This window comes from Erythrobacter sp. S227, from assembly GCF_057364925.1.
Window position 1 is genome coordinate 2,248,305 of sequence record NZ_CP200280.1, and the last position, 26,307, is coordinate 2,274,611.

General features: G+C 59.4%; 27 protein-coding genes. 21 read left to right on the forward strand and 6 right to left on the reverse strand.

All coding sequences use genetic code 11. The features are described from left to right. The first annotated feature begins 4 nt into the window (after positions 1-4). Positions 5-823 (forward strand): nucleotidyltransferase family protein, encoded by an 819-nt coding sequence (locus AC0V6Q_RS10580; RefSeq protein WP_486168344.1) that lies wholly within the window; start codon positions 5-7, stop codon positions 821-823. On the opposite strand, the gene AC0V6Q_RS10585 is transcribed toward AC0V6Q_RS10580, so the two are convergent. Next, positions 820-1,221, reverse strand: coding sequence for an acyl-CoA thioesterase (locus tag AC0V6Q_RS10585; protein WP_486168345.1), 402 nt, complete (start codon positions 1,219-1,221; stop codon positions 820-822). The two genes, AC0V6Q_RS10580 and AC0V6Q_RS10585, sit on opposite strands and share 4 nt — an antisense overlap. Then, positions 1,218-3,431: a S9 family peptidase gene (locus AC0V6Q_RS10590; RefSeq protein WP_486168346.1), complete on the reverse strand. Its 2,214-nt coding sequence runs from the start codon at positions 3,429-3,431 to the stop codon at positions 1,218-1,220. The genes AC0V6Q_RS10585 and AC0V6Q_RS10590 overlap by 4 nt, the downstream gene beginning before the upstream one ends. 141 nt (positions 3,432-3,572) lie before the next feature. Here AC0V6Q_RS10590 and AC0V6Q_RS10595 point away from each other — a divergent pair, with 141 nt between their 5' ends. The 5 genes from AC0V6Q_RS10595 (at position 3,573) to AC0V6Q_RS10615 (ending at position 9,251) form a co-directional block, all read left to right on the forward strand. Then, positions 3,573-5,387, forward strand: a complete 1,815-nt coding sequence (locus AC0V6Q_RS10595) for an aminopeptidase P family protein (RefSeq protein WP_486168347.1) — start codon at positions 3,573-3,575, stop codon at positions 5,385-5,387. Positions 5,388-5,473: 86 nt separating this feature from the next. Beyond that, a complete protein-coding gene (locus tag AC0V6Q_RS10600; RefSeq protein ID WP_486168348.1) occupies positions 5,474-5,857 on the forward strand; it encodes a VOC family protein in 384 nt (127 codons plus the stop codon). A 370-nt stretch (positions 5,858-6,227) separates the two neighbouring features. After that, positions 6,228-6,866: an EF-hand domain-containing protein gene (locus tag AC0V6Q_RS10605; protein WP_486168349.1), complete on the forward strand. Its 639-nt coding sequence runs from the start codon at positions 6,228-6,230 to the stop codon at positions 6,864-6,866. Between the two features lie 142 nt (positions 6,867-7,008). Then, positions 7,009-7,749: a response regulator gene (locus AC0V6Q_RS10610; RefSeq protein WP_486168350.1), complete on the forward strand. Its 741-nt coding sequence runs from the start codon at positions 7,009-7,011 to the stop codon at positions 7,747-7,749. Then, complete coding sequence (locus AC0V6Q_RS10615) at positions 7,746-9,251, forward strand: sensor histidine kinase (RefSeq protein ID WP_486168351.1); 1,506 nt, start codon at positions 7,746-7,748, stop codon at positions 9,249-9,251. The genes AC0V6Q_RS10610 and AC0V6Q_RS10615 overlap by 4 nt, the downstream gene beginning before the upstream one ends. Here the strand turns inward: AC0V6Q_RS10615 and AC0V6Q_RS10620 are convergent. Beyond that, positions 9,234-10,427, reverse strand: a complete 1,194-nt coding sequence (locus tag AC0V6Q_RS10620; protein WP_486168352.1) for a serine hydrolase domain-containing protein — start codon at positions 10,425-10,427, stop codon at positions 9,234-9,236. The genes AC0V6Q_RS10615 and AC0V6Q_RS10620 overlap by 18 nt on opposite strands. A gap of 16 nt (positions 10,428-10,443) precedes the next feature. After that, positions 10,444-12,021: a helicase HerA-like domain-containing protein gene (locus AC0V6Q_RS10625; RefSeq protein ID WP_486168353.1), complete on the reverse strand. Its 1,578-nt coding sequence runs from the start codon at positions 12,019-12,021 to the stop codon at positions 10,444-10,446. A gap of 132 nt (positions 12,022-12,153) precedes the next feature. Between AC0V6Q_RS10625 and pabB the strand changes: the two genes are divergently transcribed. The 9 genes from pabB to AC0V6Q_RS10670 all read left to right on the forward strand — a co-directional run bounded on the left by pabB (position 12,154) and on the right by AC0V6Q_RS10670 (position 19,685). After that, positions 12,154-13,989: an aminodeoxychorismate synthase component I gene (gene pabB, locus AC0V6Q_RS10630; protein ID WP_486168354.1), complete on the forward strand. Its 1,836-nt coding sequence runs from the start codon at positions 12,154-12,156 to the stop codon at positions 13,987-13,989. Between the two features lie 47 nt (positions 13,990-14,036). Continuing rightward, on the forward strand, positions 14,037-14,798 hold the full coding sequence (locus AC0V6Q_RS10635; protein WP_486168355.1) for an RluA family pseudouridine synthase: 762 nt from the start codon (positions 14,037-14,039) through the stop codon (positions 14,796-14,798). Next, on the forward strand, positions 14,791-15,207 hold the full coding sequence (arfB, locus tag AC0V6Q_RS10640; RefSeq protein WP_486168356.1) for an alternative ribosome rescue aminoacyl-tRNA hydrolase ArfB: 417 nt from the start codon (positions 14,791-14,793) through the stop codon (positions 15,205-15,207). Before AC0V6Q_RS10635 ends, arfB begins: the two co-directional genes overlap by 8 nt. 129 nt (positions 15,208-15,336) lie before the next feature. Next, positions 15,337-15,504 (forward strand): 50S ribosomal protein L33, encoded by a 168-nt coding sequence (rpmG, locus tag AC0V6Q_RS10645; protein ID WP_034961594.1) that lies wholly within the window; start codon positions 15,337-15,339, stop codon positions 15,502-15,504. A 78-nt stretch (positions 15,505-15,582) separates the two neighbouring features. Continuing rightward, entirely contained in the window at positions 15,583-16,275 is a 693-nt protein-coding gene (locus tag AC0V6Q_RS10650) for a LolA family protein (protein ID WP_486168357.1), read from the forward strand. A 274-nt stretch (positions 16,276-16,549) separates the two neighbouring features. Beyond that, the gene (locus AC0V6Q_RS10655) at positions 16,550-17,353 is read left to right on the forward strand and encodes an exodeoxyribonuclease III (RefSeq protein WP_486168358.1); all 804 of its coding nucleotides are present in this window, start codon (positions 16,550-16,552) and stop codon (positions 17,351-17,353) included. A 5-nt stretch (positions 17,354-17,358) separates the two neighbouring features. Then, on the forward strand, positions 17,359-18,459 hold the full coding sequence (gene ribA / locus AC0V6Q_RS10660) for a GTP cyclohydrolase II (RefSeq protein ID WP_486168359.1): 1,101 nt from the start codon (positions 17,359-17,361) through the stop codon (positions 18,457-18,459). After that, the gene (locus AC0V6Q_RS10665) at positions 18,456-18,968 is read left to right on the forward strand and encodes a GNAT family N-acetyltransferase (RefSeq protein ID WP_486168360.1); all 513 of its coding nucleotides are present in this window, start codon (positions 18,456-18,458) and stop codon (positions 18,966-18,968) included. Before ribA ends, AC0V6Q_RS10665 begins: the two co-directional genes overlap by 4 nt. A gap of 27 nt (positions 18,969-18,995) precedes the next feature. Further along, positions 18,996-19,685, forward strand: a complete 690-nt coding sequence (locus tag AC0V6Q_RS10670) for a tetratricopeptide repeat protein (RefSeq protein WP_486168361.1) — start codon at positions 18,996-18,998, stop codon at positions 19,683-19,685. Here AC0V6Q_RS10670 and AC0V6Q_RS10675 read toward each other — a convergent pair. Further along, positions 19,682-20,686, reverse strand: coding sequence for a right-handed parallel beta-helix repeat-containing protein (locus tag AC0V6Q_RS10675; protein ID WP_486168362.1), 1,005 nt, complete (start codon positions 20,684-20,686; stop codon positions 19,682-19,684). The two genes, AC0V6Q_RS10670 and AC0V6Q_RS10675, sit on opposite strands and share 4 nt — an antisense overlap. A 152-nt stretch (positions 20,687-20,838) precedes the next feature. Between AC0V6Q_RS10675 and AC0V6Q_RS10680 the strand changes: the two genes are divergently transcribed. From AC0V6Q_RS10680 to AC0V6Q_RS10705, 6 genes are all read left to right on the forward strand, one after another. After that, complete coding sequence (locus AC0V6Q_RS10680) at positions 20,839-21,183, forward strand: hypothetical protein (protein ID WP_486168363.1); 345 nt, start codon at positions 20,839-20,841, stop codon at positions 21,181-21,183. Positions 21,184-21,186: 3 nt separating this feature from the next. Next, a complete protein-coding gene (locus tag AC0V6Q_RS10685; RefSeq protein WP_486168364.1) occupies positions 21,187-21,444 on the forward strand; it encodes a hypothetical protein in 258 nt (85 codons plus the stop codon). Further along, entirely contained in the window at positions 21,441-22,643 is a 1,203-nt protein-coding gene (locus tag AC0V6Q_RS10690; RefSeq protein ID WP_486168365.1) for an acyl-CoA dehydrogenase family protein, read from the forward strand. The genes AC0V6Q_RS10685 and AC0V6Q_RS10690 overlap by 4 nt, the downstream gene beginning before the upstream one ends. A gap of 103 nt (positions 22,644-22,746) precedes the next feature. Then, positions 22,747-24,009: a CoA transferase gene (locus AC0V6Q_RS10695; protein ID WP_486168366.1), complete on the forward strand. Its 1,263-nt coding sequence runs from the start codon at positions 22,747-22,749 to the stop codon at positions 24,007-24,009. Beyond that, positions 24,009-25,235, forward strand: a complete 1,227-nt coding sequence (locus AC0V6Q_RS10700) for an acetyl-CoA C-acetyltransferase (RefSeq protein ID WP_486168367.1) — start codon at positions 24,009-24,011, stop codon at positions 25,233-25,235. The genes AC0V6Q_RS10695 and AC0V6Q_RS10700 overlap by 1 nt, the downstream gene beginning before the upstream one ends. Then, the gene (locus AC0V6Q_RS10705; RefSeq protein WP_486168368.1) at positions 25,232-26,080 is read left to right on the forward strand and encodes an HTD2 family dehydratase; all 849 of its coding nucleotides are present in this window, start codon (positions 25,232-25,234) and stop codon (positions 26,078-26,080) included. Before AC0V6Q_RS10700 ends, AC0V6Q_RS10705 begins: the two co-directional genes overlap by 4 nt. On the opposite strand, the gene AC0V6Q_RS10710 is transcribed toward AC0V6Q_RS10705, so the two are convergent. Beyond that, positions 26,077-26,289: a type II toxin-antitoxin system antitoxin gene (locus AC0V6Q_RS10710; RefSeq protein WP_486168369.1), complete on the reverse strand. Its 213-nt coding sequence runs from the start codon at positions 26,287-26,289 to the stop codon at positions 26,077-26,079. The genes AC0V6Q_RS10705 and AC0V6Q_RS10710 overlap by 4 nt on opposite strands. Positions 26,290-26,307 lie beyond the last annotated feature (18 nt).

The following is a 26,307-nucleotide window of genomic DNA, read 5'->3' on the forward strand; positions in this document are numbered from 1 at the left end:
CACCATGGCCGCCAAGCCCGAAACAAAAGTCACCGTCCTCGTCCTCGCCGCAAGCCGCGCTGGTCCCCAGGACGCGGTCGCCAAGCTTCAGAATGTAAGCCACAAATGCCTTGTCGAGATTGACGGCGAAGTCATGCTCCAGCGGGTGGTGCGCGAAATTGCCGAAAGTGCGCACGCAGGCGATATCTACGTCTCGATCGAGAGCGAAGAATTGATGCGAGGCGTGCCTTATCTCAATGACATGATGGAAGCAGGACGGCTGAAATTCGTGGCCGCTGGCGCAAACCTGTTTGCCAGTATCGAGCAGGCGGCTGCGACCATTCCCAATGCCTATCCGCTGGTGGTGTCGACCGGCGACAATGCGCTCCACACCTCGGAAATGTTCGACCATTTCTGTGCCGAAGTGCTGGCAAGCGGGGCAGAGGTTGCGGTGGCGATGACGCCTGCCTCGACCATTCTTGAAGCCTATCCCGACGGCAAACGCGCCTTTCACGAGCTTAAAGACGGCGGATGGTCGAGCTGCAATCTTTACGCCGCCACGTCCGCCGATGCGGTCGCTGCTGCCAAGGTGTTTGAAACAGGCGGGCAGTTCGGCAAGCAGCCCCGGCGCATCCTCAAGGCTTTCGGGCTTCGCTTCATGCTGATGTACAAATTCAGCCTTGCAACGATTGACGGCATGGCCGCCCACCTCGCCAGGCGCTGGGGTGTCAAGGTGAAGGTGATCCGCATGCCCTTTGCCGATGCGCCGATTGACGTCGATAATCCGGGCGATTTCACCCGTACCGAAGGCATTTTGAAGAAACGCCGCGGGGCAGAAGCCTAACTGCGAAAGGGCGCGAGGACTTCCGGTCGAACACGGGCGAGCCTGCCGCTTTCCCGTTCGAGCATTGCCCATGTGGTTTGAGCAGTCACAAGCGGCTTCCCATCAGCATCGGTGAATTCGACCATGCGAATGGATTTTGCCCCCTTGGCATCGCCCGGGATATAGGTCGTGCCGGTGGCGGTCGCGCCCACCGTTATATTGCCGCGATAGTCGATCTCGTGGCGGATCACGACCCAGAAGAATTGCTCTTGATGCGCAGGATCGGCGACCGCAGACCAATGCGCGGTCGCCATTTCCTGCACCCAAGTAACCCAGACCGAATTGTTCACATGGCCAAGCTCATCGATGTGATGAGGCTCGGCTGTGAAGGTTTGGGTGTAGGTGTTGTGTCCGCTCACTCAGCGTCCTCGGCCATCCCCATTTGCCACAGGATAAAGGCGTATTCCTCCGCCGTTTCCTTTAAGGAATTCCAGCGGCCCGATTGGCCGCCGTGCCCTGCGCCCATATTGGTTTTCATGAGCAGCAAATTGTCGTCGGTCTTCGTGTCGCGCAATTTGGCGACCCATTTGGCAGGCTCCCAATAGGTGACCCGCGGGTCGTTGAGGCCAGCGGTGACCAGCATCGGCGGGTAATCCTGTGCCTTCACCTGATCATATGGCGAATAGGAGAGGATGTAGGCAAAGCTCTCTTTGCTCTCGATCGGATTGCCCCATTCCTGCCATTCGCCCGGCGTCAGCGGGAGGTCTTTGTTGAGCATCGTGTTGAGCACATCGACAAAGGGGACGTGGGCAACGATTGCGCCGTATTGCGCGGGGTCTTGGTTGATGATCGCGCCCATCAATTCGCCGCCTGCTGAGCCGCCGCTCGCGGTCACCATGCCTTCTGCGGTGTAACCCTTGGCGATAAGGCCGCGCCCTGCATCGACGAAATCGTTGAAGGTGTTGGTACGCTCGAACATCTTGCCTTGCAGATACCAGCGCCGCCCAAGGTCATCCCCGCCGCGAATATGCGCAATGGCATAGGCAAAGCCGCGATCCACGAGGCTAAGGCGCGTTGTCGAGAAGCCCGGAGGCACGGCATAGCCGTATGCGCCGTAGGCATAGAGATGCAGCGGGCCCGGCCCTTCGATCCCGGCTTTCGCCAAGATTTCCTCGCGGTCCTTGCGCATCACAATGCTGACCGGAACCATGGTGCCATCGCGAGCCTCGATCTCGACACGCTCGGTGGTGTAGAGCGAGGCGTCATAACCGCTCGGGATTTCCTGAGTCTTCAGCGTGGTGAGCGTCTTTGCCGCAACGTCATAGTCATAGACGGTGTCGGGCGTCACCATGCTCTCATATGACAGGCGCAGGACGGTTTGATCATACTCGGGGTTGTAGGTCAGCCCTGCATCATAGCTCGCCTCGGGAAAGCTGATCGGCTCGATTTCCAGCGGCGCGTCGTAGCGCCGGATTTGCACCTGATCGAGACCGTTCAAGCGTCCTTCCGTAACGAAAAAGCCCTCGAAAAGGTCGAAATCGGTGAGGTAAAATTCGTTTGAGCCTTCGATCAACGTACGCCATTCGCCGGGTGTCTTGATCGACGCCTTGGCAAGACGAAAGTTGATGTGCTCATCATTGGTCAGAATGAAGAGTTCATCAGAGTCAGTCGCATCCAGTCGAATATCGATACTGTACTCGACCCCTTTTTTTCGCGGACGCACCAATGTGAGGTCACCCGTTGGATTGTCGGCCTCTACAAACCGCACTTCGCTGGTCTCGTTGTCGCCGGTCGCGATAATGAGCCAATTGTCTTGGGCAGAAAGTCCCGCCCCAACGCTAAAGCTCTGATCCTCTTCTAGGTAGAGCGACACATCGGTGTCATTGGGCTGACCAATGGTGTGCAGCTTGATCTCGAGGCTGCGCCATTCCTCGGTCGATGGGGTGTAGACAAGCGCTGTGTCTTTCGCGACCCAGGTAAGCCCGCCGCGAAGGTTTGGCATTTCATCGGAAAGAAGCTCACCCGTCTCCAGATCCTTGATCCGGCCAGTGTAGCGCTCCGACCCGTTGGTGTCGGTCGAATAGGCGAGGAAACGCCCGTTTTTGCTAACGCTGAGAGCACCAAGGCGGAAATATTCAAGACCCTCGGCAAGCTCGTTCTCGTCCAGGATCAGCTGAGGCTCGGCACTTTCCGGTGCGCCCACAGGCCTGCGGTAATGCTTGCGATATTGCGCGCCCTCTTCGAACTCGGACCAGTACATATAGTCGCCATTGCGCTGAGGGACGGTCGAATCGTCTTCCTTGATCCGCGCGCGCATCTCTTTGAACAGGCTTTCAGTCAACGCCTCTTGGCCTCCCATCTTCGCCTCGAAATAGGCGTTCTCGGCCTTTACGTAATCGAGCACGTCCTCGTCATCGATCACAGGGTACGACTTGTCATAAAGCCAGTCATAGGGGTCGCTGATCGTGATCCCGTGGTGGGTGTAGGTGTGCTCGCGCTTTTCCGCGATGGGAGGGGTAATGGCTGACACTGAGTTACTGTCCTCTTGTGGGTTGGCTGTTGCAGGGCCGGCGACGAGCACCGCCAGTGTGGCAGCGCATGTAAGAACGCGCTTAAGCGATTGCGACATGCAAAAGTTCTCCTCCTTGGGGCAAAGCCTTTGCTGGAAAGCAGCAAGCCTTACGACTATGTGTGAAGCTTGTAGTGCGAGACACCTCAGGGGCAAGCCCTCGTCCAGGACTAACGCACGTGCCAATTAGGAGCCGACAAAATGCTGATGCAAACCCACGAAGCGCGCCTTCAGGCTCTGCGCGAGGAATTGAAACGCCGCGGGCTCGATGGTTTCGTCATCCCGATCAGTGACGAGCATATGAGCGAATATGTGGGCGACTATGCCCAGCGCCTCCATTGGCTCACCGGTTTTGGCGGGTCAGCAGGGTTTGCCTGCGTTACGCTCACCCATGCGGCGATCTTTGTGGATGGCCGCTACACCGTGCAGGTCCGCGATCAGGTGGATGGCAACCTCTTTGAGTATCGCAGCATTCCGGGCGACAGCCTCGGCGCGTGGCTCAGGGAAGTGAGCGAGGACGGCGCGAAAATTGCCTATGACCCGTGGCTCCATACATGGGGCTGGGTAGAGGCGCTGGAGAAGCAGGTTGAACCAGCGGGCATCACCATGGTGCCAGCGGACAGCAATCCCTTGGACGCGGTGTGGTCGGATCAGCCCGCGCCTTCCGGGGCGCAAGCGTTCGTTCATGAAGAGAGCCTCGCTGGCAGGTCATCCGCCGACAAGCGCGCCCAGATCGCCGATTGGCTTACCAACAAAGGCCTCGATGCTGTTGTGGTGCCTGCGCTCGATTCGATTGCGTGGCTCCTCAATATCAGGGGCAAGGACGTGGACCACACGCCGGTTGCCCTGTCCTATGTCATCGTGAAATCTGACGGAACGGCAGAGCTCTTCATAGCGCCTGAAAAGGTGACGCCTGAACTCACTCAGCATCTGGGCAATGCAGTGACTGTCCGCGACCGCAGCGCCTTTAACGGCGCTTTGGGCGAATATTCGGGCAAGAAGGTCAGCATTGACCCCAACTACGGTGTGGTCGGTATCGCCCAGGCGCTTCGTGCAGGGGGTGCGAAATTCTCCTTCCGCCAGGACCCCACAATCCTTGCCAAAGCGGTCAAGAACCCAGCCGAAGTGCAAGGGCACAAGGACGCACAAGCCCGCGATGGCGCAGCGGTCAGCCGCTTCCTGCGCTGGCTCGAAGTGACTGCTCCCGCTGGCGAGATCGACGAGCTTACCGCTGCGGCCAAGCTCGAAGGCTTCCGGCGCGAACATGGCGATCTGCGCGACACATCCTTCGACACGATTTCCGCGGCTGCAGGGCATGCCGCTTTGCCGCACTACAAGGTCGATGAGGACAGCAATATCCTCATCCCTCCCGGCTCGATCTATCTGGTCGATTCAGGCGGGCAATATCCCGCTGGCACAACCGATATCACCCGCACGGTGTGGATCAACACGCCCCAAGGCAGCGCGCCAACAGCCGAAATGCGCGACCGCTTCACCCGCGTTCTGAAAGGTCATATCCAGATTGATAACGCGATCTTCCCGCAAGGAACCTGCGGCGGCCAGATCGACGTGCTCGCGCGGCAATACCTTTGGGAAGCGGGCGTCGATTATGCACATGGTACCGGCCACGGTGTGGGCAGTTTCCTCGCCGTTCACGAAGGGCCACAACGCATCGCCAAACCCACTGGCGGTCAGGCAGGCACAAACGCGGAACTGCACGCTGGCATGATCCTTTCCAATGAGCCGGGCTATTACAAGCCGGACGCATTCGGCATCCGGATCGAGAACCTCGTTCTGACAGTCGAGAAGGAAATCGAAGGCGCGGAAGGCCGATATCTCGGCTTTGATTGCCTGACATGGGTGCCGATTGATCGTCGTTTGATCGAGAAAAGCCTGCTGACCGCGTCCGAGATTGCGTGGCTAGACGATTATCACGCGAAGGTGCGCGCTCTGCTTGCTCCGCAGCTTGAAGGCGATGATCTTGCCTGGGTCGAACGCGAGACACAGCCGCTTTGAACCTAATTGCACAAAACCCGATGTTCTATTAATGTTCTCCCTATTCCGAGTCGCAACACGCGACTCACGGTTAAGGGAGAACTCACATGATCGGCTATGTAACACTGGGCACCAACGACCTGCCTCGCGCGGCGGCCTTCTATGACAAGGTTGCAGGCGCCATGGGATATGGCCGGATGATGGAAGAGGGCGAATTTATCGCTTGGGGCAGCTTTGAAGACGGCACCGCAGGCATCGCAGCCACCAAGCCATTCGATGGCGAAGCGGCAAGCGTTGGCAATGGCACAATGGTCGCTTTGATGGTCGACAGCCCTGAGAAGGTGAAGGCCGTCTATGATGTCGCCATCGCCAATGGGGCGAGCGATGAAGGCGAACCGGGCCCGCGCGGTGATGATGGTTTCTACGCCGGATACTTCCGCGATATGGACGGCAACAAGCTCAATGTCTTTTGCATGACGCCGCCTTCGTGATGAGGGGGGCGGCGAGATTGCTTTGCCCGCCCACCCAGGCAGTTAGCACCGGTTAAAGAGGCGACAATCGAGCAAAGTTTGCGCGCAAATGAACGCGCGGGCGAAGCTGATACAAACCGCGACACAATGGCGTCTCTCCGGCATATTCCTGCGACAATGACACCCTAGAAAGGGCATTGTGAGTTGCGGCGAGGTTCGAAAGACTGCTCCCCAATCCCTTTGACCCGCGTAAGCGAAGGGGGCCAGTCGATCACTCGTTGGTGCAAGTCAGGGCCCGCAAGGGACCTTGCTTTGCACCATGGGACCTTTCCGCAACTCCGCAAAAAGAGAAACATAAAACCCCGCGACAGGAACCTGAAAGGAACACCCCATGCGCAAAGTAACCCTCTCTCTCACAGCCGCCGCCCTTCTCGTAGGCGGAGCAGGCCTCGCATACGCACAGCAGCAAGAACGCGGCATGGCCCGCGCCGATGCCAATGGCGATGGCGAAATCACCCTTGCCGAAGCCAAAGCCCACGCAGCGACGCGCTTTGCCCGGATGGACGCCAATGGCGACGGCGAACTTAGCCAGGATGACCGCGCAGCACGCGCCAAGGCCCGCTTCACCGAGGCCGATGCCAATGGTGATGGTGAGGTGACCCCTGCCGAAATGACCGCGGCGCGCCAAACCCGCGCAGCCGAGCGTCAAGCCCGCATGTTTGAGCGGCTCGACAACGATGGCAGCGGAGGTCTTTCAGAGGCTGAAATGATGGCCGGCCGCGAAGCACGCGCAGAACGCCGCGCTGAACGCCGTGCTGAACGGGGCGAAATGCGCCGTGGCCGCGGCGATCGCGCAATGCGGATGCTGGCCCGCGCCGACACCAATGGCGACAAGGTCGTGAGCCAAGCCGAATTTGATGCAACCGTTGAGGCACGCTTCAATCGTCTCGATACAGACGGCTCTGGCACGATCACCGCCGAGGAGCGTGCAGCAGCCCGCGAGAAACGGCAAAACCGTCGTTCGCGCTGATATCACCTAACCAGTTTGGCACTTGTGAAGGTTGCTTACCCCTCCCCCGGTTCCTTCTGCAATTGCCAATGACCCGGCCCGGCCGCGCAGGCTTTTCCCCAAAACTTGCGTGCCGGGCCGACACCTATCATGAACCAGAGCAATGACTGACGACGAACCCAAAATCCTTCTGGTCGACGACGAGGCGACCCTGCGTGAGCCGCTTGCGGATTACTTGCAAGGTCAAGGATTTGCGGTAACCGAAGCACAGAGCGCTGCAGCTGCTCGCTCGCACCTCACCACATCGCGGCCCGACATCGTGCTGCTCGACATCATGATGCCGGGCGAAGACGGGCTTTCGCTCTGCCGTCACCTGGTCGAAACGCAAGGACTGCCGGTCATCTTCCTCACCGCCAAGGGAGAGGCAATGGACCGCATCCTTGGGCTTGAGCTTGGGGCAGATGACTATGTCGTCAAACCCTTCGAACCGCGCGAGCTTGTCGCCCGCATCCGCACTGTCCTTCGCCGGGTGGACCGGACAATAACGCCGCAGGCAGAGATGGAGGATTGGCACTACCAGTTTGAAGGCTGGCAGCTCGACCCGCTAAAGCGCAAACTCACCGATCCCGAAGACGTGACAGTCCCGATTTCTACCGCTGAATTCCGGCTGCTCAGAGCGTTCCTCGATGCGCCGCGTCAGGTGATGGACCGCGACCTTCTGCTGGATCTTGTGCAAGGGCGCACCGCGCAATTGTTCGACCGGGCGGTGGACAATCAGGTCAGCCGCCTGCGCCGCAAGATCGAAACAGACACCAGCAATCCGCAGCTCATTTTGACAGTTCGCGGCGGCGGCTATCGTTTTGCAGCGGGCGTTAAACGCGTCCCGCCCGGCTCTATGCAATGATGAAGCGTCTTTTGCCTTCCAGCCTCTTTGGTCAGGTGATGACAAGCGTTGCGCTCGCCTTGCTTGTTTCGCAACTGATCTCCGTCACTTTGTTGTACAGGGCCGGAGAAGAGAGGCGCGAAAATGCGGTGGTCACAACCGCTGCCTTTCGCCTGATCAATGGCGCGGAAAGAACGCAGCGCGCCGGGCAACGCGGGGATGAACCGGTTGATGAACGACGTGACCGGCGAGCCAACCGACGCCAACTTCGCGAACAACGTGAACGGATCTTCGAGGCAGGCGGACCGATGGCTGAACAAGTCGCCCGCGACCGCTTGCCCCTCCGTTTGCGCTACACCGTGTCAGCGCAAGTCCCCTTGCGAGACCAGACTGATCTCAGACGCCCCGATCTCACCGAGCGCCTTCGGACTGTTCTCGAAGGCGAAGGGGTTACGCCTCATCAAATGTTCGTATCCGTTATTCGAGCAGGCGATGACCCGGGGCTTCAACGCTTGGCAGAGCGCCGGCCAAGGCTTGTAGCGAACCAGACCTGGCAGGACCGACAGCTTTTGGTCGCAGCGATCCAGCGTGAGCCAAATGGCCAATGGGAAGCGGCAAGGCTGCTTGCCCCGCAGCGCCCTCAAGGGGGCGTTGGAATTGTGCTGGTCCAGACAATCTTCACATTCGTTTTTCTACTCGTTGTGCTGTTCTTCGTCCTTCGCCGTCTGACCCGGCCCCTGGCGACACTGACTACGCGGGTGGCCGAGTTTTCGCGCGACCCCGATACGGCCGTGGAGCTTGAAGAGACAGGCCCGGCCGACACGCGCCGTCTCATCGCTGCGCACAATAAAATGGAAGCGCGCATTGTCGCCTTGCTCGATGAAAAGGACGTAATGCTGGGCGCAATCGGGCATGATCTCAAAACGCCGCTCGCCGCGTTGCGGGTGCGGATTGAAAGCGTGTCGGATCAGGAACAACGCGCAAAGATGGCCGCTTCGATCGAGGATATCACAGCGACGCTCGACGATATCCTGATGCTCGCCCGGATGGGTCGCAAGGGATCGCTCGAAACCGAAGCGGTGGACCTTGGCGCTTTGGCAAGCGGTGTCGTTGAAGAATTCGAAGACCTTGGCGAGCCGGTCACCATGATCGACCCACAACGCCTTGTTGCACAGGTTCAGGTCACATGGGTCAAGCGGGCTTTGCGCAACCTCATCTCCAACGCCGTGCGCTATGGCGGGGGAGCGCAAGTTTCCATGGTGCGCGGAGAGGCGCACGCAATACTGCGGGTCGAGGACAACGGCCCCGGCATACCCGCAGACGAAATCGACGCCATGTTGGAGCCGTTCAGCAGAGGCGAGCAATCGCGCAATCGTGCCACAGGAGGCGCAGGGCTAGGTCTCACATTGGCGCGGGCCATTGCCGAGGCGCACGGCGGAAAGCTTGTTCTGGCAAACCGGAAAGAAGGCGGCCCCAAAGTAGGCGGATTGCGCGCAGAAATCCTGCTACCGTTGAGCGAGTAATTCCTGCGCTCTTGCAACGAGAGCCAGCTCTCTTTCATCAAATCCGCCCTCATCCTCGGCGCTTTGCCGGGGCGGTACGGCGGTGATGAAATAGGCGATGCCGGTGCCACTTTCGGGATCAAACCAAAGGCCTGAGCGAAGGCCATAGGCCTCGCCTGCATGGCCATACCGTGTGACACCATCCTTGAAGAGTGCGTCCATGCATTCGCGGTCTGGTGTTTCAAGCGCTTGGAAATGGAGGCCATAGCCGCAGAAAAACTCCTGACCCTCAATCAGCGGATCAGCCGAGGCGAGCATGGCTTGAAGCGACGCATCCGAAAGCAAGGCACCGCCTTCGCGCGCCAAAGCCTGTCCGATCTTTGCAAGGTCCACCATGCCGATGCGCACGCCGCCTTGCGGGCTGAACACCGATGCATTGGAGCCCGGCGCATAGCCTTCAAGCGAGCACTCCACCCCCTCTGCCACAGGTATGGTGCAATTGGGCGGCAAGCCATCGCTATCATCGCGGGCCACTTCGCCAGTGTCGCGATAGAGCGTGACAGCGCGCGCGACCATTTCGGGCGAACAGCCGATCCAGTTTGCGCATGCGTCGATTTCAAGCGGGTCAAAAACCAGCCGGTCAAGCAGGGCGTCGAACCGCTCGCCGCTCGCCGCCTCAAGAACGCTGGCGACCACGGGAGAGCCGATATTGGCATATTCAAACGGCGCCTCACCGGGCGCTGCATCGGCGTACCAGCTTGCCGGATCTTCGAGTTTGTCCTCAAGGCTTTCGCCAAGGGAAATCACATAACCTCCTGCGTCGCGAAGGCCGGATCGGTGGGAGAGCAATTGGGTGAGCGTCACAGGGGTGTCCGGGTAACCCGGGCTTCGCACTTCGTAGCCAAGATAGTTCGAAACATCCGCGTCCAGATCGACCACGCCCTCTTCGGCAAGGCGCATGGCAGCAAGGGCCATAATCAGCTTGGAAATGCTGGCGATGCGAACCGGATCATTGGCTTCGACCAGACGGCCATTGCTGCGATCGGCCACGCCTTCGACGATCAGCGGGTCGATAGCCTCGCGGTCAAACGCGACCACGACGGTCGCAGGCACAGGCGTTTCGGCAACGCTCGCCTCATAGGAACAGGATGTGAGGGCAAGGCCAAGACCGGCACCGCAGACTATTCGTTTCAACACGCCTCAGGCCCCTCAATTACCGCATCAACCCGCCGATAAGATTGCGCACAAAGCGTCCGGCAATTGGGCCTGCAAGGTCGGTCGCAATCGAGCCTGCGGCGGAGGTTAGGCCAGAGGCGACGGGATTGGACCGGGATTTCTTGCCGAGCACCGCTGCGGCTGCGGCTCCCGCCATGCCGCCGGCTGCAACCTTGGTGCCGCGCGAGATGGCCTTTTCCCAGATTGACTTGGATTTACGAGAGCGTTTGGCGACTTCGACCTCGCCCTTTTCCTCGACCTCTTTGGCGGTCTCAACCGCGTCGGCGGCTTTTTGCGCGAGCACCTCTTCGGCGCTTTGACGGTCGACGACTTCGTCATATTTGCCGTCAAAAGGGCTCACCGACTGGATGATCGCACGTTCTTTCTTGTTCACCGGTCCAAGGCGTGAGCGCGGCGGCTTGATAAGCGTGCGCTGCACAATTGTAGGCGCGCCCTCTTCATCGAGAGTGGAGACAAGCGCCTCACCCACTTTGAGCTCGGTAATAGCCGCCTCGACATCGAGGTCAGGATTGATCCGGAAGGTTTCCGCCGCCGCCTTGATCGCGCGTTGATCGCGTTTGGTGAATGCACGAAGGGCATGTTGCACGCGGTTGCCCAATTGCCCTGCGACTTCTTCGGGAATGTCGATCGGGTTCTGGGTCACGAAATAGACGCCCACGCCTTTGGAGCGGATCAGGCGCACGACCTGCTCGATCTTCTCCTGCAATGCTTTGGGAGCGTCGTCGAAAAGAAGGTGCGCTTCATCAAAGAAGAAGACGAGGCTTGGCTTTTCAGGATCGCCCACTTCGGGAAGGCTCTCGAACAGCTCGGCGAGAAGCCACAGGAGGAAGGTCGCATAAAGCTTAGGCGAACGCATCAACTGGTCAGCCGCCAGAACGTTCACGTAGCCGCGGCCCTCTTCGTCTTTTTTCAGAAAATCGTCGATCTCAAGCGCTGGCTCACCAAAGAAATGATCGGCGCCCTGCGATTCAAACGACAGCAATTGCCGCTGGATCGCACCCACCGATTGCCGCGACACGTTTCCGTATCCTGCGCCCGACAGCTCTTTCGCGTTCTCGTTCGCCCATTGAAGAAGCGATTGCAGATCGCCAAAATCAAGCAGCAAAAGCCCGTTGTCATCGGCATAGCGGAAAACGATCTGCAGGACGCCTTCCTGCGTGTCGTTGAGGTCGAGCAACCGCGCCAGAAGCAGCGGCCCCATCTCGGTGATGGTGGTGCGGATCGGGTGGCCTTGCTCACCGTAAAGGTCCCAGAAGATGACCGGATTATCGGAATAAGCGTAATCGTCCATGCCAAGCTCTTTGGCGCGACCCTCAAGTTTGTCGGCATGCTTGAACTTAGAGCTTCCGGGCATGGCGATCCCGGACAAATCGCCTTTAACGTCAGCAACAAAGACCGGCACACCGTCGGCAGAGAAACTCTCGGCCAGGCCTTGGAGTGTCACCGTCTTACCCGTACCGGTTGCGCCTGCGATAAGGCCGTGCCGGTTTGCCCGCGATAAAGCGAGGCTTTGGTTTTCGCCATTGCCCCCAAGACCCAGAAATATCTCGCCCATTACCCTTACTATCCTTCGCGACAAAATGCCGGACAAGGTGTGGCGACGCGTGGCCGCGTGGTCAACCTGCTCGTCCGATTTACCCGAAAGGCGCTATCGACTTGGAGGGTGGAGCGGCTTAAAGCACAGGAGATGGGTCAGACACCGCACCATGAGTGTTTCGTATTGCTAGACGATGCACGCGCGCCGCAAGAAGGCAGCGCGGGCGGTCCTGCCGATGCGCTATTGTTTTCGGCCCCGCACGAGGTGTTTGTAGCCTACCGGCCGCAAGACGTGATCCCCGCTCTCGAAGCGGCAGAGGCCGCGCGAAAGAACGCACAGGCCGACGGCGGCGAACTTGCAGGGATGATCGCTTACGAAGCGGGGCTCGTTCTTGAAGGCAAACTCGCGCCTCTCGCCGATGTCCGAACGGGTGCGGCGGGCCCGCTGGTCTGGCTTGGCCTTTTTGATAAACCTGAACGCATAGCGGCGGCAGATATGCCGGCATGGTTGGCCGCGCTCAGCGATGGGGAGGCAAGCCTTGGCCCGCTCGAACCGCAAGTGTCGCCTGCCGGATATGAGGCCGCGTTCGAGACACTACGCGAGGCTATTCGCGACGGCGACATCTATCAGGCAAACCTCACCTATCCGCTTGGCGGGTCCTATCGCGGCGATCCGCTGACCCTTTATTCGCAGCTGCGCAGCAGCGCCAATGCGGGGTATGGCGGCGCGATCTTTGATGGCTCGCATTGGCTGTTGAGCTTCTCACCAGAGCTGTTTGTCGCGCTCGACCCTGCAGGCAACGCCAAGGCCAAACCGATGAAGGGCACCCGCCCGCGCGGCAATGATGTCGAGGCAGACGCCGCCTTGGCGCAGGAACTGGCAGGATCGGTCAAGGACAAGGCCGAGAATTTGATGATCGTGGACCTCATCCGCAATGATCTCTCGCGCGTTGCGGTGCCGGGAAGCGTTCGGGTCGATGCTCCCTTTGCGATCGAGAGCTATCCAACCGTCCATCAAATGGTGTCCAGTGTGCGAGCCAAGCTTGCAGAAGGCATGGGCGCAAGCGATCTGGTGCGCGCGATGTTCCCCTGCGGCTCGATAACCGGCGCGCCCAAGATCCGGGCAATGGAGCTTATTCAGGAGGTAGAGCGCGATGCGCGCGGGGCCTATTGCGGGGCAATCGGACGCATCGGTTCAGACGGTTCAGCCGCCTTCAGCGTAGCGATCCGCACATTAAGGCTCACCCCGATTGAAAACGGGCAGGGCAGCGCAATCCTAGGCGTGGGCTCTGCGATTGTCGCCGATAGCGAGCCCTTGGCCGAGCGCCGCGAGTGCGAGGTAAAAGCGGGCTTTGCCAGAGGGCCGGGCGCTGGGGGCTTTGACCTTATCGAGACGATGGCCTTTGACCCTGAAGAGGGGATTGCCCTTCTCGAACTGCACCTCGCGCGCATGAAGCGCAGCGCGAATGCCTTCGGGTTCGAGTTCGACCGCCACGCATTGCGCAACAAGATCCAGGCGCTGGTCTTTGAGTTATCAGATCCAGCCAAGGTGCGCCTCCTCGTCTCCAAAAGCGGGGCGAGCGTGATCGAGACCGACGCTCTGCCAAAGCCTTTCGGCGGGCCTGTTCGCGTTGTGGCTCTGCCTAACCCGCTTGACCCGAGCGATTGGCGCCTTTCCCATAAGACATCTGATCGCGGATTTTACGAGGACGCTCTGAAAGCGGCCAAGGCCCATGGCGGCCAAGAAGCGCTGTTGGTGCGCGAGGATGGCTTTGTCACCGAGGGCAGCTTTACTAATGTGTTCGTGGAGCGTGATGGCGTGCTCCTCACCCCGCCGACCTCACATGGCCTCTTGCCGGGGATCCTTCGCGAATATCTGATCGAGAAAGGTCAGGCGCACGAGGCTGAGTTGACGCTTGATGATCTGGCGGACGGATTTCAGCTTGGAAATGCGGTGCGCGGGCTCTTTGCGGCGAAACTCGTCTAGCCAATCACCCTTCGACAAGCCTCGAGCGAACGGATAGGGGAACCCCTATGACCTCCATCCCCATTCTTTTTGAAGACGGCGAAGCGCTTGTGATTAACAAGCCCGCCGGCCTGCCCGTTGATCGCCCCAAGCGAGGGGGACCGTGCCTGAACGACCATCTCGATGATCTGAAGTTCGGCTTTCAACGCCGTCCGGTGCCCGTTCACCGGCTCGACACCGATACATCTGGTTGCCTGCTGCTGGCGCGCAATCCCAAGGCATTGAAGCGCTTTAACAAGGCGTTTGAAGATCGCCTGGTGGGCAAGACCTATCTTGCCATAGTGGACGCAGCCCCTGCCGAAACCTCGGGCACGATTGAATTGTCGCTTGCTAAAATCAGCTCGGCCGAAAAGGGCTGGCGGATGATTGCGGCCAAAAAGGGTAAGCCTGCGATTTCGCATTGGGAGCTGATCGAGACGATTGGTGAAGGCAGTAAAGTGCGCTCGCTTATCCGTTTTCGCCCCGAGACAGGGCGCACCCACCAGCTGCGCGTTCACTCGCTTCTGGGCCTTGGCGCGCCGCTTTTGGGTGATCCCGTTTACGGACCTGTTCGCGGCCAAAATAAAGGTGCCCCTCGCACCATGCTCCACGCAGAGACGATCACGGTTGAGCGTAGCGGCAAACCTGCGATCACTGCCGTGGCGCCCTTCCCCGAGGATTTCTTGCGCGCCGCACTAACCGCGCCAACGGCGCCCGTGTTCGAGCACGAAACACTGCAGGATGCCCCAGATGCGTCGCCCGCAGACTCCTCATCCGAAAGCCATGGATAAGGCCCTTCTCGAGCGTGCCCATGCGGTGGCCGAGGAGAGCTTCCTTGCTGGCTCTGGCCCGGGCGGTCAGAACGCCAACAAGGTCGCAACCGAGGTACAGCTGCGCGTCAATATCTATGCGCTGCGCCTGCCACCTCCAGTGTTTGCACGATTACGGGAGTTGGCAGGGTCCAAGCTCACCACAGCTGGCGACCTCCTGATCACCGCACGCCAACACCGGACGCAGGAAGCGAATTGGCAGCTTGCGCGCCAGCGTTTGGAAGAAATTCTCGAGGCTGCGCATCGCCAGCCCAAAAAACGGGCCAAGTCGCGCGTGAACCGCGTGGGCAAGACCCAGCGCCTCAAGGCGAAAAAGGCACGGGCCGATGTAAAGTCCAAGCGCGGCAAAGTGTCGCGCTCGGATTGGTGACTCTGCTTGACTTTTACCCGTGAATCGCTCAGAGGCGCGCGTCTGTAAGGCGGCGCTTCCCCTGAGGGCTCGCGCCGCTCTTTATTTTTACGGCCATTTGGCCTCACCAGTTTTTTGTAGGAATATGCAATGGCGAAGCCAGCAACCGTGAAAATCCGTCTCGTGTCGACTGCCGACACCGGCTTTTTCTATGTGACCAAAAAGAACCCGCGCAACATCACCGAGAAGATGACCTTCCGCAAGTATGATCCAGTGGTTCGCAAGCACGTTGAATTCAAGGAAGCCAAGATCAAGTAAGATCGGCTTCGTCCGCTGAACGGCAGGCACCTTGCAAATTCATCGACAGTTCAATGCAACTTGCGTAACTGTGCTCACATGAAACCTCAGACACTCTTTCGCCCGCTCGGCATCACATTCGCCGCTGCGGGCGCAGTTGCGCTTGGACTATCGCTTGGAAATTCAAGCGCATCGACCAGCAGCAATGGGCCCGTTTTTGCGCCTCCTGCATTCGCGCAATCCAGCGCAGATCTTAACCGGGCCGTGACCGCCCTTCGCGCGATTTCGACGATGAAGGCCGACTTCAACCAGATCGACCGCGCTGGCAATGTCGCCACTGGCACAATGACTTTAAAGCGCCCAGGCAAGATTCGCTTCGACTATGGCAAGGATGCCGACCTGCTCGTGGTCTCCAATGGCCGCTCGCTTTATATGATCGATTATGAGGTCAATCAGGTCGAACGCTGGCCGATCAAAAGCTCGCCTTTGGGGGCGCTGCTTGATCCGAACCGCGATGTTGCGCAGTTCGGAACGCTTATCCCCACCGGCAGCAGCGATGTTCTGAGCATTGATGTACAGGACCCGAACAAACCGGAATTTGGCCGGATCAATCTGATCTTCGTGCGCAAGCCCGGAGCGCCCGGCGGGCTGGAGCTTACGCACTGGGTCGCGCTTGATGCGCAAAACCATCGAACGACTGTGCGGTTGAGGAATCATCGCTATGGCGTGGCGGTGCCTGACTCAACATTCAGGTTCCGCGATCCGCGTCGCTCTTCTCGTCGACCGGGTTGAACGCTTCGCCCGCGAAAAGTTGGAATTTTGCGACAAACCCGATTTTACGTTCATTTACGTGAAAGCCAAGTGCCGGTAATACTGGACATCAAGACGGACGAGAAAGGGTTTCCCCCCTGTTGCCCTTCTCTTCAAATGTTTCGTCTTGACCAAGCGTGACGAACGCTAACATGAAAGCCCCAGTGCCAACGCCCCCCGGTACTGGGGTTTTTTGTCGCCTATCGCAGACGTCAAGAGCTTGTCGGCGCTGACACTTACGCCTAGTTGAGTGTCCATGCTTAGCGTTGCCACATGGAACATAAACTCTGCGCGTTTGCGCCTTCCTATCATTGAGAAATATCTCGAAATGCAGGGGCCCGATGTGCTGTGCCTGCAAGAAATCAAATGTCAGGAACACCAGTTTCCTGCCGACGCTTTGGCGGCGCTTGGCTATGAGCATCAGGCGATCTGCGGCCAAAAGGGGTATCACGGTGTAGCGACTGTATCGCGCGTACCCATCGTTGAAGACTCGCGCCATGATTGGCAGGCCAATGGCGAAGCGCGTCATGTGGGCGTGGAGGTTGTTGGCCGCGAAGTTGGCGGCAAGAGCATTCGCATCGACAATGTCTATGTGCCTGCTGGCGGCGATGAACCCGACCGCGAAAAGAACCCCAAATTCGGCCAAAAGCTCGATTTTTTGGAGCGCATGACCGATTGGGCCACGACGCTTGACGCGCCTACCTTGATTGTGGGCGATTTCAACATTGCCCCGCTTGAAAGCGATGTGTGGAACCACAAACAGCTTTTGAAAGTTGTCAGCCACACGCCGGTAGAGGTGGAAACACTGGGGCGCTTTCAAAAAGCACACGGCTGGGTCGATATTGGCCGCGAACACATCCGCGATCCGGAACGGTATTTTAGCTGGTGGTCCTATCGCTCCAAGGACTGGCGCGTAAATGACCGTGGCCGGCGCCTTGACCATATGTGGGCCTCTCCCGAATTTGCCGCCAGAGCAACAAGGCACAGCCTGTTGGAAGACGCGCGCGATTGGGAGAAACCGTCAGACCACATTCCGCTTGTGACCGAGTTCGATATCTAAATTCGATGCCTGACAAGCCTGCCCCCGATCTGAAAAGCCCTTCGCCAGAGCGCCGCGCAGCGCAAGCGGTGGACGCCCTGAGACATGGCTGGGCGCTGGATTTTGCGGGCGGGCCGGTGCTTTTGCCGATTGAAACGGCGATTGCGAGCGGGGCAAGATCGAGCCATCTGCTCATTTCGGCAGCACGCGCAGCGACATTGAAGCTTGTAAATCAGCGCGAAGCGGCGCGCGGTGACTTGCCGCATACACCTATCCTCATTCGCTCGGGCGAACCGATCAAGCTCGACGTTGCCCGGCCCATCGCCGACCCGTCGCTCGATTTAAACTACCCACTCAAAGGCCCGTTCAAGGCCGAACCTATCGATTGGGCGGATGAAGCGGTGGCGGCGATGGAATATGCCCGGATTGCAGGGATATTGCCCGCCTTTATGGTGGACCCAGTCGAAGGGGGCGAGCCCCACCCTTTGATGGCCAGTGACCTTGCCGCATACACCGATGCAGGGCGGCTAGATATCATCACCCGCGCGCGCCTGCCGGTATCGGCCAGCGACACGGGCGAGATCATCGCCTTCCGCTCCACCGCTGACACGCGCGAGCATGTGGCGCTTATCATCGGAGAGCAGTCGGGTGACCGTGAACCGCTGGTGCGCCTTCACTCCGAATGCCTGACCGGCGATGTTCTGGGCAGTCTGAAGTGTGATTGCGGCCCGCAATTGGATGCAAGCCTTGAGGCTATGGCGACCCATGCACGCGAAGACGGCGGCTGGGGCATCTTGCTCTATATGCGCCAGGAGGGGCGCGGAATTGGCCTCATCAACAAGCTGCGCGCCTACCGTCTTCAGGATCAGGGGTTCGACACGGTTGAGGCCAATGAACGCCTCGGCCTTCCCGATGAGGCCCGCGATTTTCCCGTGGCGGCACGAATGCTGGAACTGATCGGGGCGCGCTCTATCCGTCTTCTCACCAACAACCCGGCCAAGGTGAAAAGCCTTGAAGCGACCGGGATCACAGTGAGCGAGCGGGTCCACCACCAGCTGCCCGACAATCCCCACAACGCCAAGTATCTCGCCACCAAACGCGACAAATCAGGACATCTGCTGAGATGAAAGGGCCGGAAATCGCCGTCACCATCCGCCCCGAGGCACCGGGCGATGAAGAGACAATCCACGCGCTCACCGAGGCGGCGTTTAAGGAAATGCCGTTTAGCGACGGCGATGAGCAGCATGTGATCGACCGCCTTCGCGCCGATGGCGATCTGACGCTGTCGCTGGTGGCGGAAGACGAGGCCCGCATTGTTGGTCATATCGCTTTTTCACCCGTCACGATCAGCGATGGTGCCAGCGAATGGTATGGTCTGGGCCCCGTTTCCGTCTGGCCCGAGCTTCACCATCGCGGCATCGGAGGCGCGCTGATCACCCGCGGCATCGCCGATATGAGAATGATGGGAGCCAAGGGCATCGTGCTGCTGGGTAGCAATATCTACTACCCGCGCTTTGGTTTTGAACACGTGCCCCAGCTCACCTACCCCGGCCCGCCGCCTGAGTTTTTCCAAGCGCTGCTTCTGGACGGCGACATGCCCAGCGGCAAGGTGGCGTTTGCTCGCGGGTTTGGCTAACCTCCCTTGGCAACAAGGAAAACTGCCATGATCCGCAATGCTCTGCTCGCTTTTGTCCTCATCTTTAGCGTCGCCAACTCTTCGGATGAGACCAACCAAGCCATCACAGCGCTATACGACAGCGGCGATTATTCAGCCGCATTCAAAAAGGCGCGCGCAGGAGCTGTGGCCGGCGATTTGAAAGCGCACGAATGGCTCGGCTATTTCTATGAAGACGGCGTTGGGGTTGAAGCAAACCTTGCCAAAGCGATCCACCACTATCGTGTAGCAATCGCTAGCGGGGGGCAGAGCTATGCCCAATGGCGGATCGGTGTCCTGATCGATCAGGGCAAAGCGGAAGGGACGCTAGAAGAGGCGTTCGGCCTGTTTGAACTATCAGCCGAACAGGGGCAAACCGAGGCGATGGTTAGCCTTGGCGTTATGCATGCAACCGGACGGGGGACACCGCAGGACTTCGCGGCTTGTCTCGAGAGTTACATGCGCGCTGCTAATGCTGGCGAATCGCATGGCGTGCGCGGCGTTGGCGTTCTGTTTCATCTTGGCCAAGGCGTCGAGCAGGACACATATGAGGCGGCAGCTTGGTTTGAAGTTGCCGCCGCACAGGGCAATAAAGAAGCAGCCTCGGATTTCACTTTATTGACCGAGGGAATGAGCAAACTCGAGATCGAGGTAATTGGCCAGCGCGCCAACGAAATCGCGGATGAGCTAAGCCTTTAGCGTAACTCGTATTTCGTCAAACCGCGCGCCAGCTTGTTGCCGCTCATCACGACGCGGGAGTTGGTCCAATCGGCAAGGAATACGCTTGCCCGGTTAAGGCCCGGCACAAAGCGTGCAGTGTTGTCTTTGACCACAAGACCATCAGGATCGTGCAGCAGGGTTTCGGCACCCAGCGCGATAAACGCTGAGTAGTTTTCTTTATCGCGGCCCTGGACGAACCAGTTGTTGGCGATCGTACCTTTGCTGCCTGCGGGAAGGTCGATCATGTAATTGGTGCCGGTGCCTTGTGCATCGTCGAAGCTGTTGTCTTCGAGGATCACATTGGCCGTGCGCGCTTTGACATAGTGGCCACCCCGGCCCTTTTCAAAACGGCTTTCGCGCACCGTCAGCTCGCCATAATTTCCGATGTAGATCGAATGCGCGCAGCCCGCTGAATGCTCGCAAGTGCCAAGACCGCTAAACGTGGAGCGCAGGATATAGATGCGGCCTGTGGGGTTGTCGGCGGTGAGAATACCCTGCTGGCTGTTCAAAAAGCGTGAATAGGCGACGTTGAGTGCGCCCTTTTCAAGCCGGATGCCAGCTCCATTGCCGTCGCCCACAGCCATATTGGTGAAGGTAAGACCGCGCACTTCTGCGCCAAGGCCGCGCAGCACCAATGCCGCTTTGCCTTCGCAAGCGCGCCTGTCAAAGATCACTGTTCCCGCTTCGCGCGCTGCGTAGATCACAACGCCAGCGGTCTGGACGGCGCATTGGCGATAGGTGCCAGGTGCAATTTCAATCGTTCCGCGCCGGTCGCCAATCGCATCGACTGCTGCCTGAAGCGTCGGGAAACTGCGCCCGTTTTCCTTTATCACAAACGGCTGAGCACTTTGTGCATTCGCGGCCGTTCCTGCGAAGAGGAAGACTGCCATCAAAAGAACAGCGAGGAAAAACCCGTGGTCAAACGCATTGGCAATGCGTTGCGGCATGGGAGGGGCGGAGGGTTTCAGATAACTTCTCATATTTCGCGACATATCGGGCAAACCAACGCAGCGGGAGCCGTGGTTTGGCCAGTGTACCGTTTCGGTCCATCAATTGGGGCTTGGCTTAACGCCGCCTCGCCCGCTACACACTTGCGCGAACACATTACGAAGTTTGGTAGGAGGATACCCACATGAAGAAACTCGCAGTAATCGCCGCTCTTGGCAGCCTTGGCATTGCCGCATGTGGCAGCACTGACGATGCATCAACCGAGGCGATGCCTGACACGGTTGAAATGCCCGCTGACGAGGCGCTTGAGCCAGTGGCCGAAGAGCCGGTGGAAGATGCTGAAGTGCTCGAAGACGTTGATCCTGCGGACAATGCGCCAAGTCTTGAGACAACCGAAGAAGCAGCCGATGCTGCTGCTGATGTTGCCGCCGAAGCGGCTGCTGCTGCAGAAGCCGCCGCAGCGGAAGCAACCGGCGCGGCTGATGCGGCTGCCGCTGCTGCTGCGGAAATCTCTGAAGAGATCAACTAAATCATGATGGCGAAGCGGCACGCATTCGTCTCACTTCTCATGTCCGGATTGCTCCTGTCCGCCTGTGGATCAGGCGGGGCGGACGGTCCGGGCTCGGTTAGCGCGGACGAGGCCGAGGCGCTCGATGATGCTGCCGAAATGCTGGAAGAGCGCCGCCTTCCCGAAGGGACACTGCCCCCTGTCGGAGAACCTGTCGCCGCACCTGGCGCTACACCCGTCGGGGTGCAGACGGCTGAGACCCCAGAGGAATTAAGCGAATGAACGCACCCCACGCCAAAGGCACCTTCAATCCGGGCATGGATGAAGAAACCTTCGAGCAATTCGCCGAGCAGCTCGAGCGTTACGTTCGCGAACGCTTGATCCCGGCGGAACCTCAAGTGATCGAGGATGACGCGGTCCCTGCCGATATCGTCCAGGAGATGCGCGAGATGGGCCTGTTTGGCCTGACCGTGCCCGAAGAACACGGCGGCGCGGGGCTAAACATGACGCAATATGCGCGCACCGTGAACATCATGGCCTATGCAGCGCCCGCATACCGCTCAATCTTCTCGATCAATGTGGGCATGTTCGCTAGCGCGCTCAAGAACGGTGCAACCGAAGCACAGCGTGCGGAATGGTATCCCAAGCTTGCAGAGGGCAAGATTGCCTGTTTCGGGCTGACGGAGCCGGGCTCGGGTTCGGACAGCGCTGGCCTGCAGACCACAGCGCGCCCAAGTGCGGACGGCAATGGCTGGGTACTCAATGGCTCAAAACGCTACATTACCAATGCGCCGCATGCCGATGTTGCTCTGATTATGGCGCGCACGGATAAGGAAAACCTTCCCAAGAATGCGCACGTCAGCGCGTTTCTGGTGCCTATGAATGCGCCCGGTGTTTCAACGGGTTCACCGGACAAGAAAATGGGCCAGTCGGGCAGCCACATCTCGGATATTATGCTCGACGATGTGGAGGTTCCCGGAGAGGCGCTTTTGGGCGGGGAAACCGGCAAAGGTTTCCGTTTTGCGATGCAGAGCCTTGATAACGGGCGAATTTCTGTGGGCGCAACAGCAGCAGGCTATGCACGCCGGGCGCTTGATTCAGCGATCCGATACGCCAATGAGCGCAAGGCCTTTGGCGAACCCATCGCGAACTTCCAGCTTATCCAACAAATGCTCGCCGACAGCGAGATCGAGATTTACGCCGCCGAAGCGATGATGCGCGACGTGACAAGCCGCGCAGACCGGGGTGAAAACATCCTCATCAAAGCCGCCGCCTTTAAGGTGTTCTCATCCGAGATGTGTGGGCGCGTAGTGGACCGTGTTGTGCAGGTTTATGGCGGCGCGGGGTATCTGGCCGAATACGACGCCGAACGCTTCTACCGCGATGCGCGCATCTACCGCATTTACGAGGGCACAACGCAAATCCTCCAACTTCAAATCGCCAAGCATATGCTGCGCGAATGGCAGGCAGCAAACGGGTAAGGGAGATCAGCGCCCACCCCGCTGCGACTAAGCGCGCCTACGGCTTGCTAAGTCTCGCTCCCCTCCCGCTTGCGGGAGGGGTTGGGGGTGGGCCAAGAACGACATGTACAATCTACTAAACGACCTATCGATCATCGAAGTCTCCAGCTTCGTCGCTTCGCCAACAGCGGGCCTCTATTGCGCGCAAATGGGCGCGGAGGTCATTCGCGTCGATCACAAGGCAGGCGGGCTCGATTACGATCGATATATGCTGACCGAAAACGGACGGTCGCTTTCGTGGGAGAATTTGAATCGCGCCAAGAAGTCGGTTGCCCTCGACCTGCGCAGTGGAGAGGGGCGCGAGTTGTGCGTCGAATTGGCCGCCAAGACGGGTCAGTGCATCACAAACCTGCCCGAAAAGAGCTTTATGAGCCACGCTGCGATACAGGCCCGAAGAACTAAAGAATTGGGGCGGGATGACATGATCAGCGTGCGCATCATGGGCTGGCACGATGGTCGTCAGGCGATGGATTTTACTGTGAACGCGGCGGCTGGATACCCGCTGATGACGGGGCCTGAGGAATGGGACGCCAAGACCGCGCCCCCCATCAGCCAACCGCTGCCCGCGTGGGATTTCATCACCGGGGCGTATAGCGCGTTTGCTTTGATGACAGCGCTCCACAACCGCACCGCTACCGGACAGGGTGCAGAAATGCGCGTGCCTTTGGGCGATGTTGCGATCGGGACGCTCGCGAATTCGGGGACGATGGCCGAAATGCTCTATCGCGGCTCTGATCGGGAGCGGCTTGGCAATGCAATCTGGGGTGCGTTTGGGCGTGATTTCCAGACGAAATGCGGCACTCGTTTCATGGTTGCAGCGCTGACGCCCAAGCAGTGGCATGGCCTTGTTGCAGCGTTTGATGTGGCCGAGAGTATCGCCGCACTGGAGCGGGAGCTGGGTTTGGATTTCAATTCCGGCGACCGCGTGCGTTTCGAAAATCGCCACCGCCTGTTCGACCTCTTCCAAGCGGCGGCGCAAACCTATGATTACGAAACACTTTCCGGGCGCATGGCATCTGAAGGGTGCACTTTTGAGAAATATCGCTCGCACCACGAGGCATCAACCGATCCAGTGCTCGTAGCGGAAAACCCGCTCTTCGGGCTTTCTCCAGCCAACCCATCAGGTTTGGAATATCCTGCCACGCGCTCTTTTGCCAATATGCCAGAATACGAAGCAGGCAACCCTGCCCCTGCGCCCTTCCTTGGGCAACATTCTGAAGAAGTGCTGGCCGAGAAACTGGGCCTATCTTCTGGCACAATCGCCAAGCTGATTGATGCAGGGACCGTTGCTCTGTCCGATGAAAACGCCGACTACAGGAGCCGCTAATGTCTAGACGTGCAGCAATCGTATCGCCCCTCCGCACGCCCGTGGGCAAGTTCCTTGGCGGGCTTTCCAGCCTCAATGCAGGCGAGCTTGGTGCGATCATCTTGAAGGCGCTGGTGGAGCGCAGCGGGATCGACCCAAGCCGTGTGGATGATGTCGTCTTCTCCCAAGGGTATGGTAACGCAGAGGCTCCCGCCATCGGCCACTGGTCGTGGCTCGCCGCTGGCCTGCCTCTCGAAGTTCCCGGCTACCAGCTCGACCGACGCTGCGGGTCAGGGCTGCAAGCGGTCGCCAATGCGGCAATGATGGTCGAGACCGGTATGGCGGACGTGGTTGTCGCTGGCGGGTGTGAGAGCATGTCCAATGTTGAGCACTACACGTTGCAGGGGCGCGGCGGGGCGCGGATGGGCGATATCACGCTGCATGATCGCCTCTCGCGAGGCCGCCTGATGAGCCAGCCAATAGAGCGCTTTGGCATCATCACCGGCATGATTGAGACCGCCGAAAACCTCGCCAAGGACTACAACATCACACGCGAGGAGGCCGATGCTTACGCCGTAAGCTCGCACCAGAAGGCCGCCGCCGCATGGGAAGCGGGCAAGTTTGACGATAACCTCGTCCCCGTTGATGTGCCTCAGCGTCGTGGTGATCCGGTAACCTTTGCGCGTGACGAGGGTTTCCGCGCAGACGCTTCGATGGAAACGCTTGGCAAGCTTCGCCCTATCGACGGCAAGCGCGACCCTGACGCCATCGTCACAGCGGGCAATGCGAGCCAGCAAAACGATGCGGCCGCCGCGTGCCTTGTCGTCGCCGAAGATAAACTCGAAGAACTCGGCCTCACCCCATCGCTCTGGTTTGGCGGCTGGGCAGCGGCGGGTTGCGATCCCTCGCGCATGGGCATTGGTCCTGTCCCCGCAACCGAGCGTTTGTTTGAACGGCGCGGATACAGTTGGGACGACATGGACCTTGTCGAAGTCAACGAAGCTTTTGCCCCGCAAGTGCTCGCCGTCCTCAAAGGCTGGGGCTGGAGCGATGACGATTCGCGCCGCGAGATCCTCAACGTCAACGGCTCCGGCATCTCGCTCGGCCACCCGATTGGGGCGACCGGCGGGCGTATTCTTGCCGATATGGCAGCCGAAATGCACCGGCGCAGTTCTCGCTACGCATTGGAGACAATGTGCATCGGCGGTGGGCAAGGCATCGCTGCTGTGTTTGAGAGGGCCCAATGAGCTTTCAGACCTGGATCGGGCGCGAGCAAAAGTCTCACGATACGCTGACCCCGCAAACCGCGACGCAGTGGTGCGCGACACTCGATATCGACGTTCCCGAGCGATGGATCATGCCGCAAGGTATCCACTTTGCGTTGTGCACGCCTGATGCGCCCACCGCCGCGCTTGGTGAAGATGGCCACCCCGCCCGTGATGAGAGCGAAGGCAGCTTTTTTCCACCCGTGCCCGTCCCGCGCCGGATGTGGGCCTCAAGCGACGTGCGCTTTATCGCTCCCATCGCCATTGGAGCCGTGGTTGAGCGCACCAGCAGGGTTGCCTCGATAGCTGAGAAAGAGGGCGGTTCCGGCAAGCTTGCTTTCGTCAATGTCGAGCATGAGACCAAGGCCAATGGCACGCTTTCAGTGCGCGAGACACAGACGCTCGTCTACCGCGAGGCCGCTGCTGCTGATGCGCCGCTGAGCCCGCCTGAACCGGGAGAAGGCGTTTTCGATGCAAGCGAGTGGGACGCGCACCGGCTTATCGTACCCGATGAGCGCCTGCTGTTCCGCTATTCCGCGCTGACATTCAACACCCACCGCATCCACTATGACGCGCCTTATGCGAGCGCGGTCGAGCGGTATCGCGGGCTTGTGGTGCATGGGCCCCTCACCGCATCGCTGCTGCTACAACTTGCGGCAAGCGAGCTTGGCGACAACCGCTTGCGCAAATTCTCGTTTAGAGGCGTCTCGCCAGCGATTGCAGGTGAAGAGCTCAACCTGGTTATACGCAAAGGCGAAGACGGCTTTGATCTGGGCGCTTTTGCCAGTGACGGGCGTCAAATCACCAAGGCCAGCGCGCAGCTCTAGCTCGTGGGTGGCCGGCCGCGCCTGGGCGTTCTGGTCTTCTCCACCGTGATCCCGCGCGCCTCCAACGCTTCGCGCAAAAGCATCTCGATCTGTGCATTGGCAGAACGCAGTTCTGCACTCGCGAGCCGCTCGACCGCAGCATGAACCGCCGGATCGAGCCGCAATGCGTATGCCTTTTTTACAGGCGGTTTGTTTGAGGGTGCAGCCATCGCTGCCTCCTTCAGGTT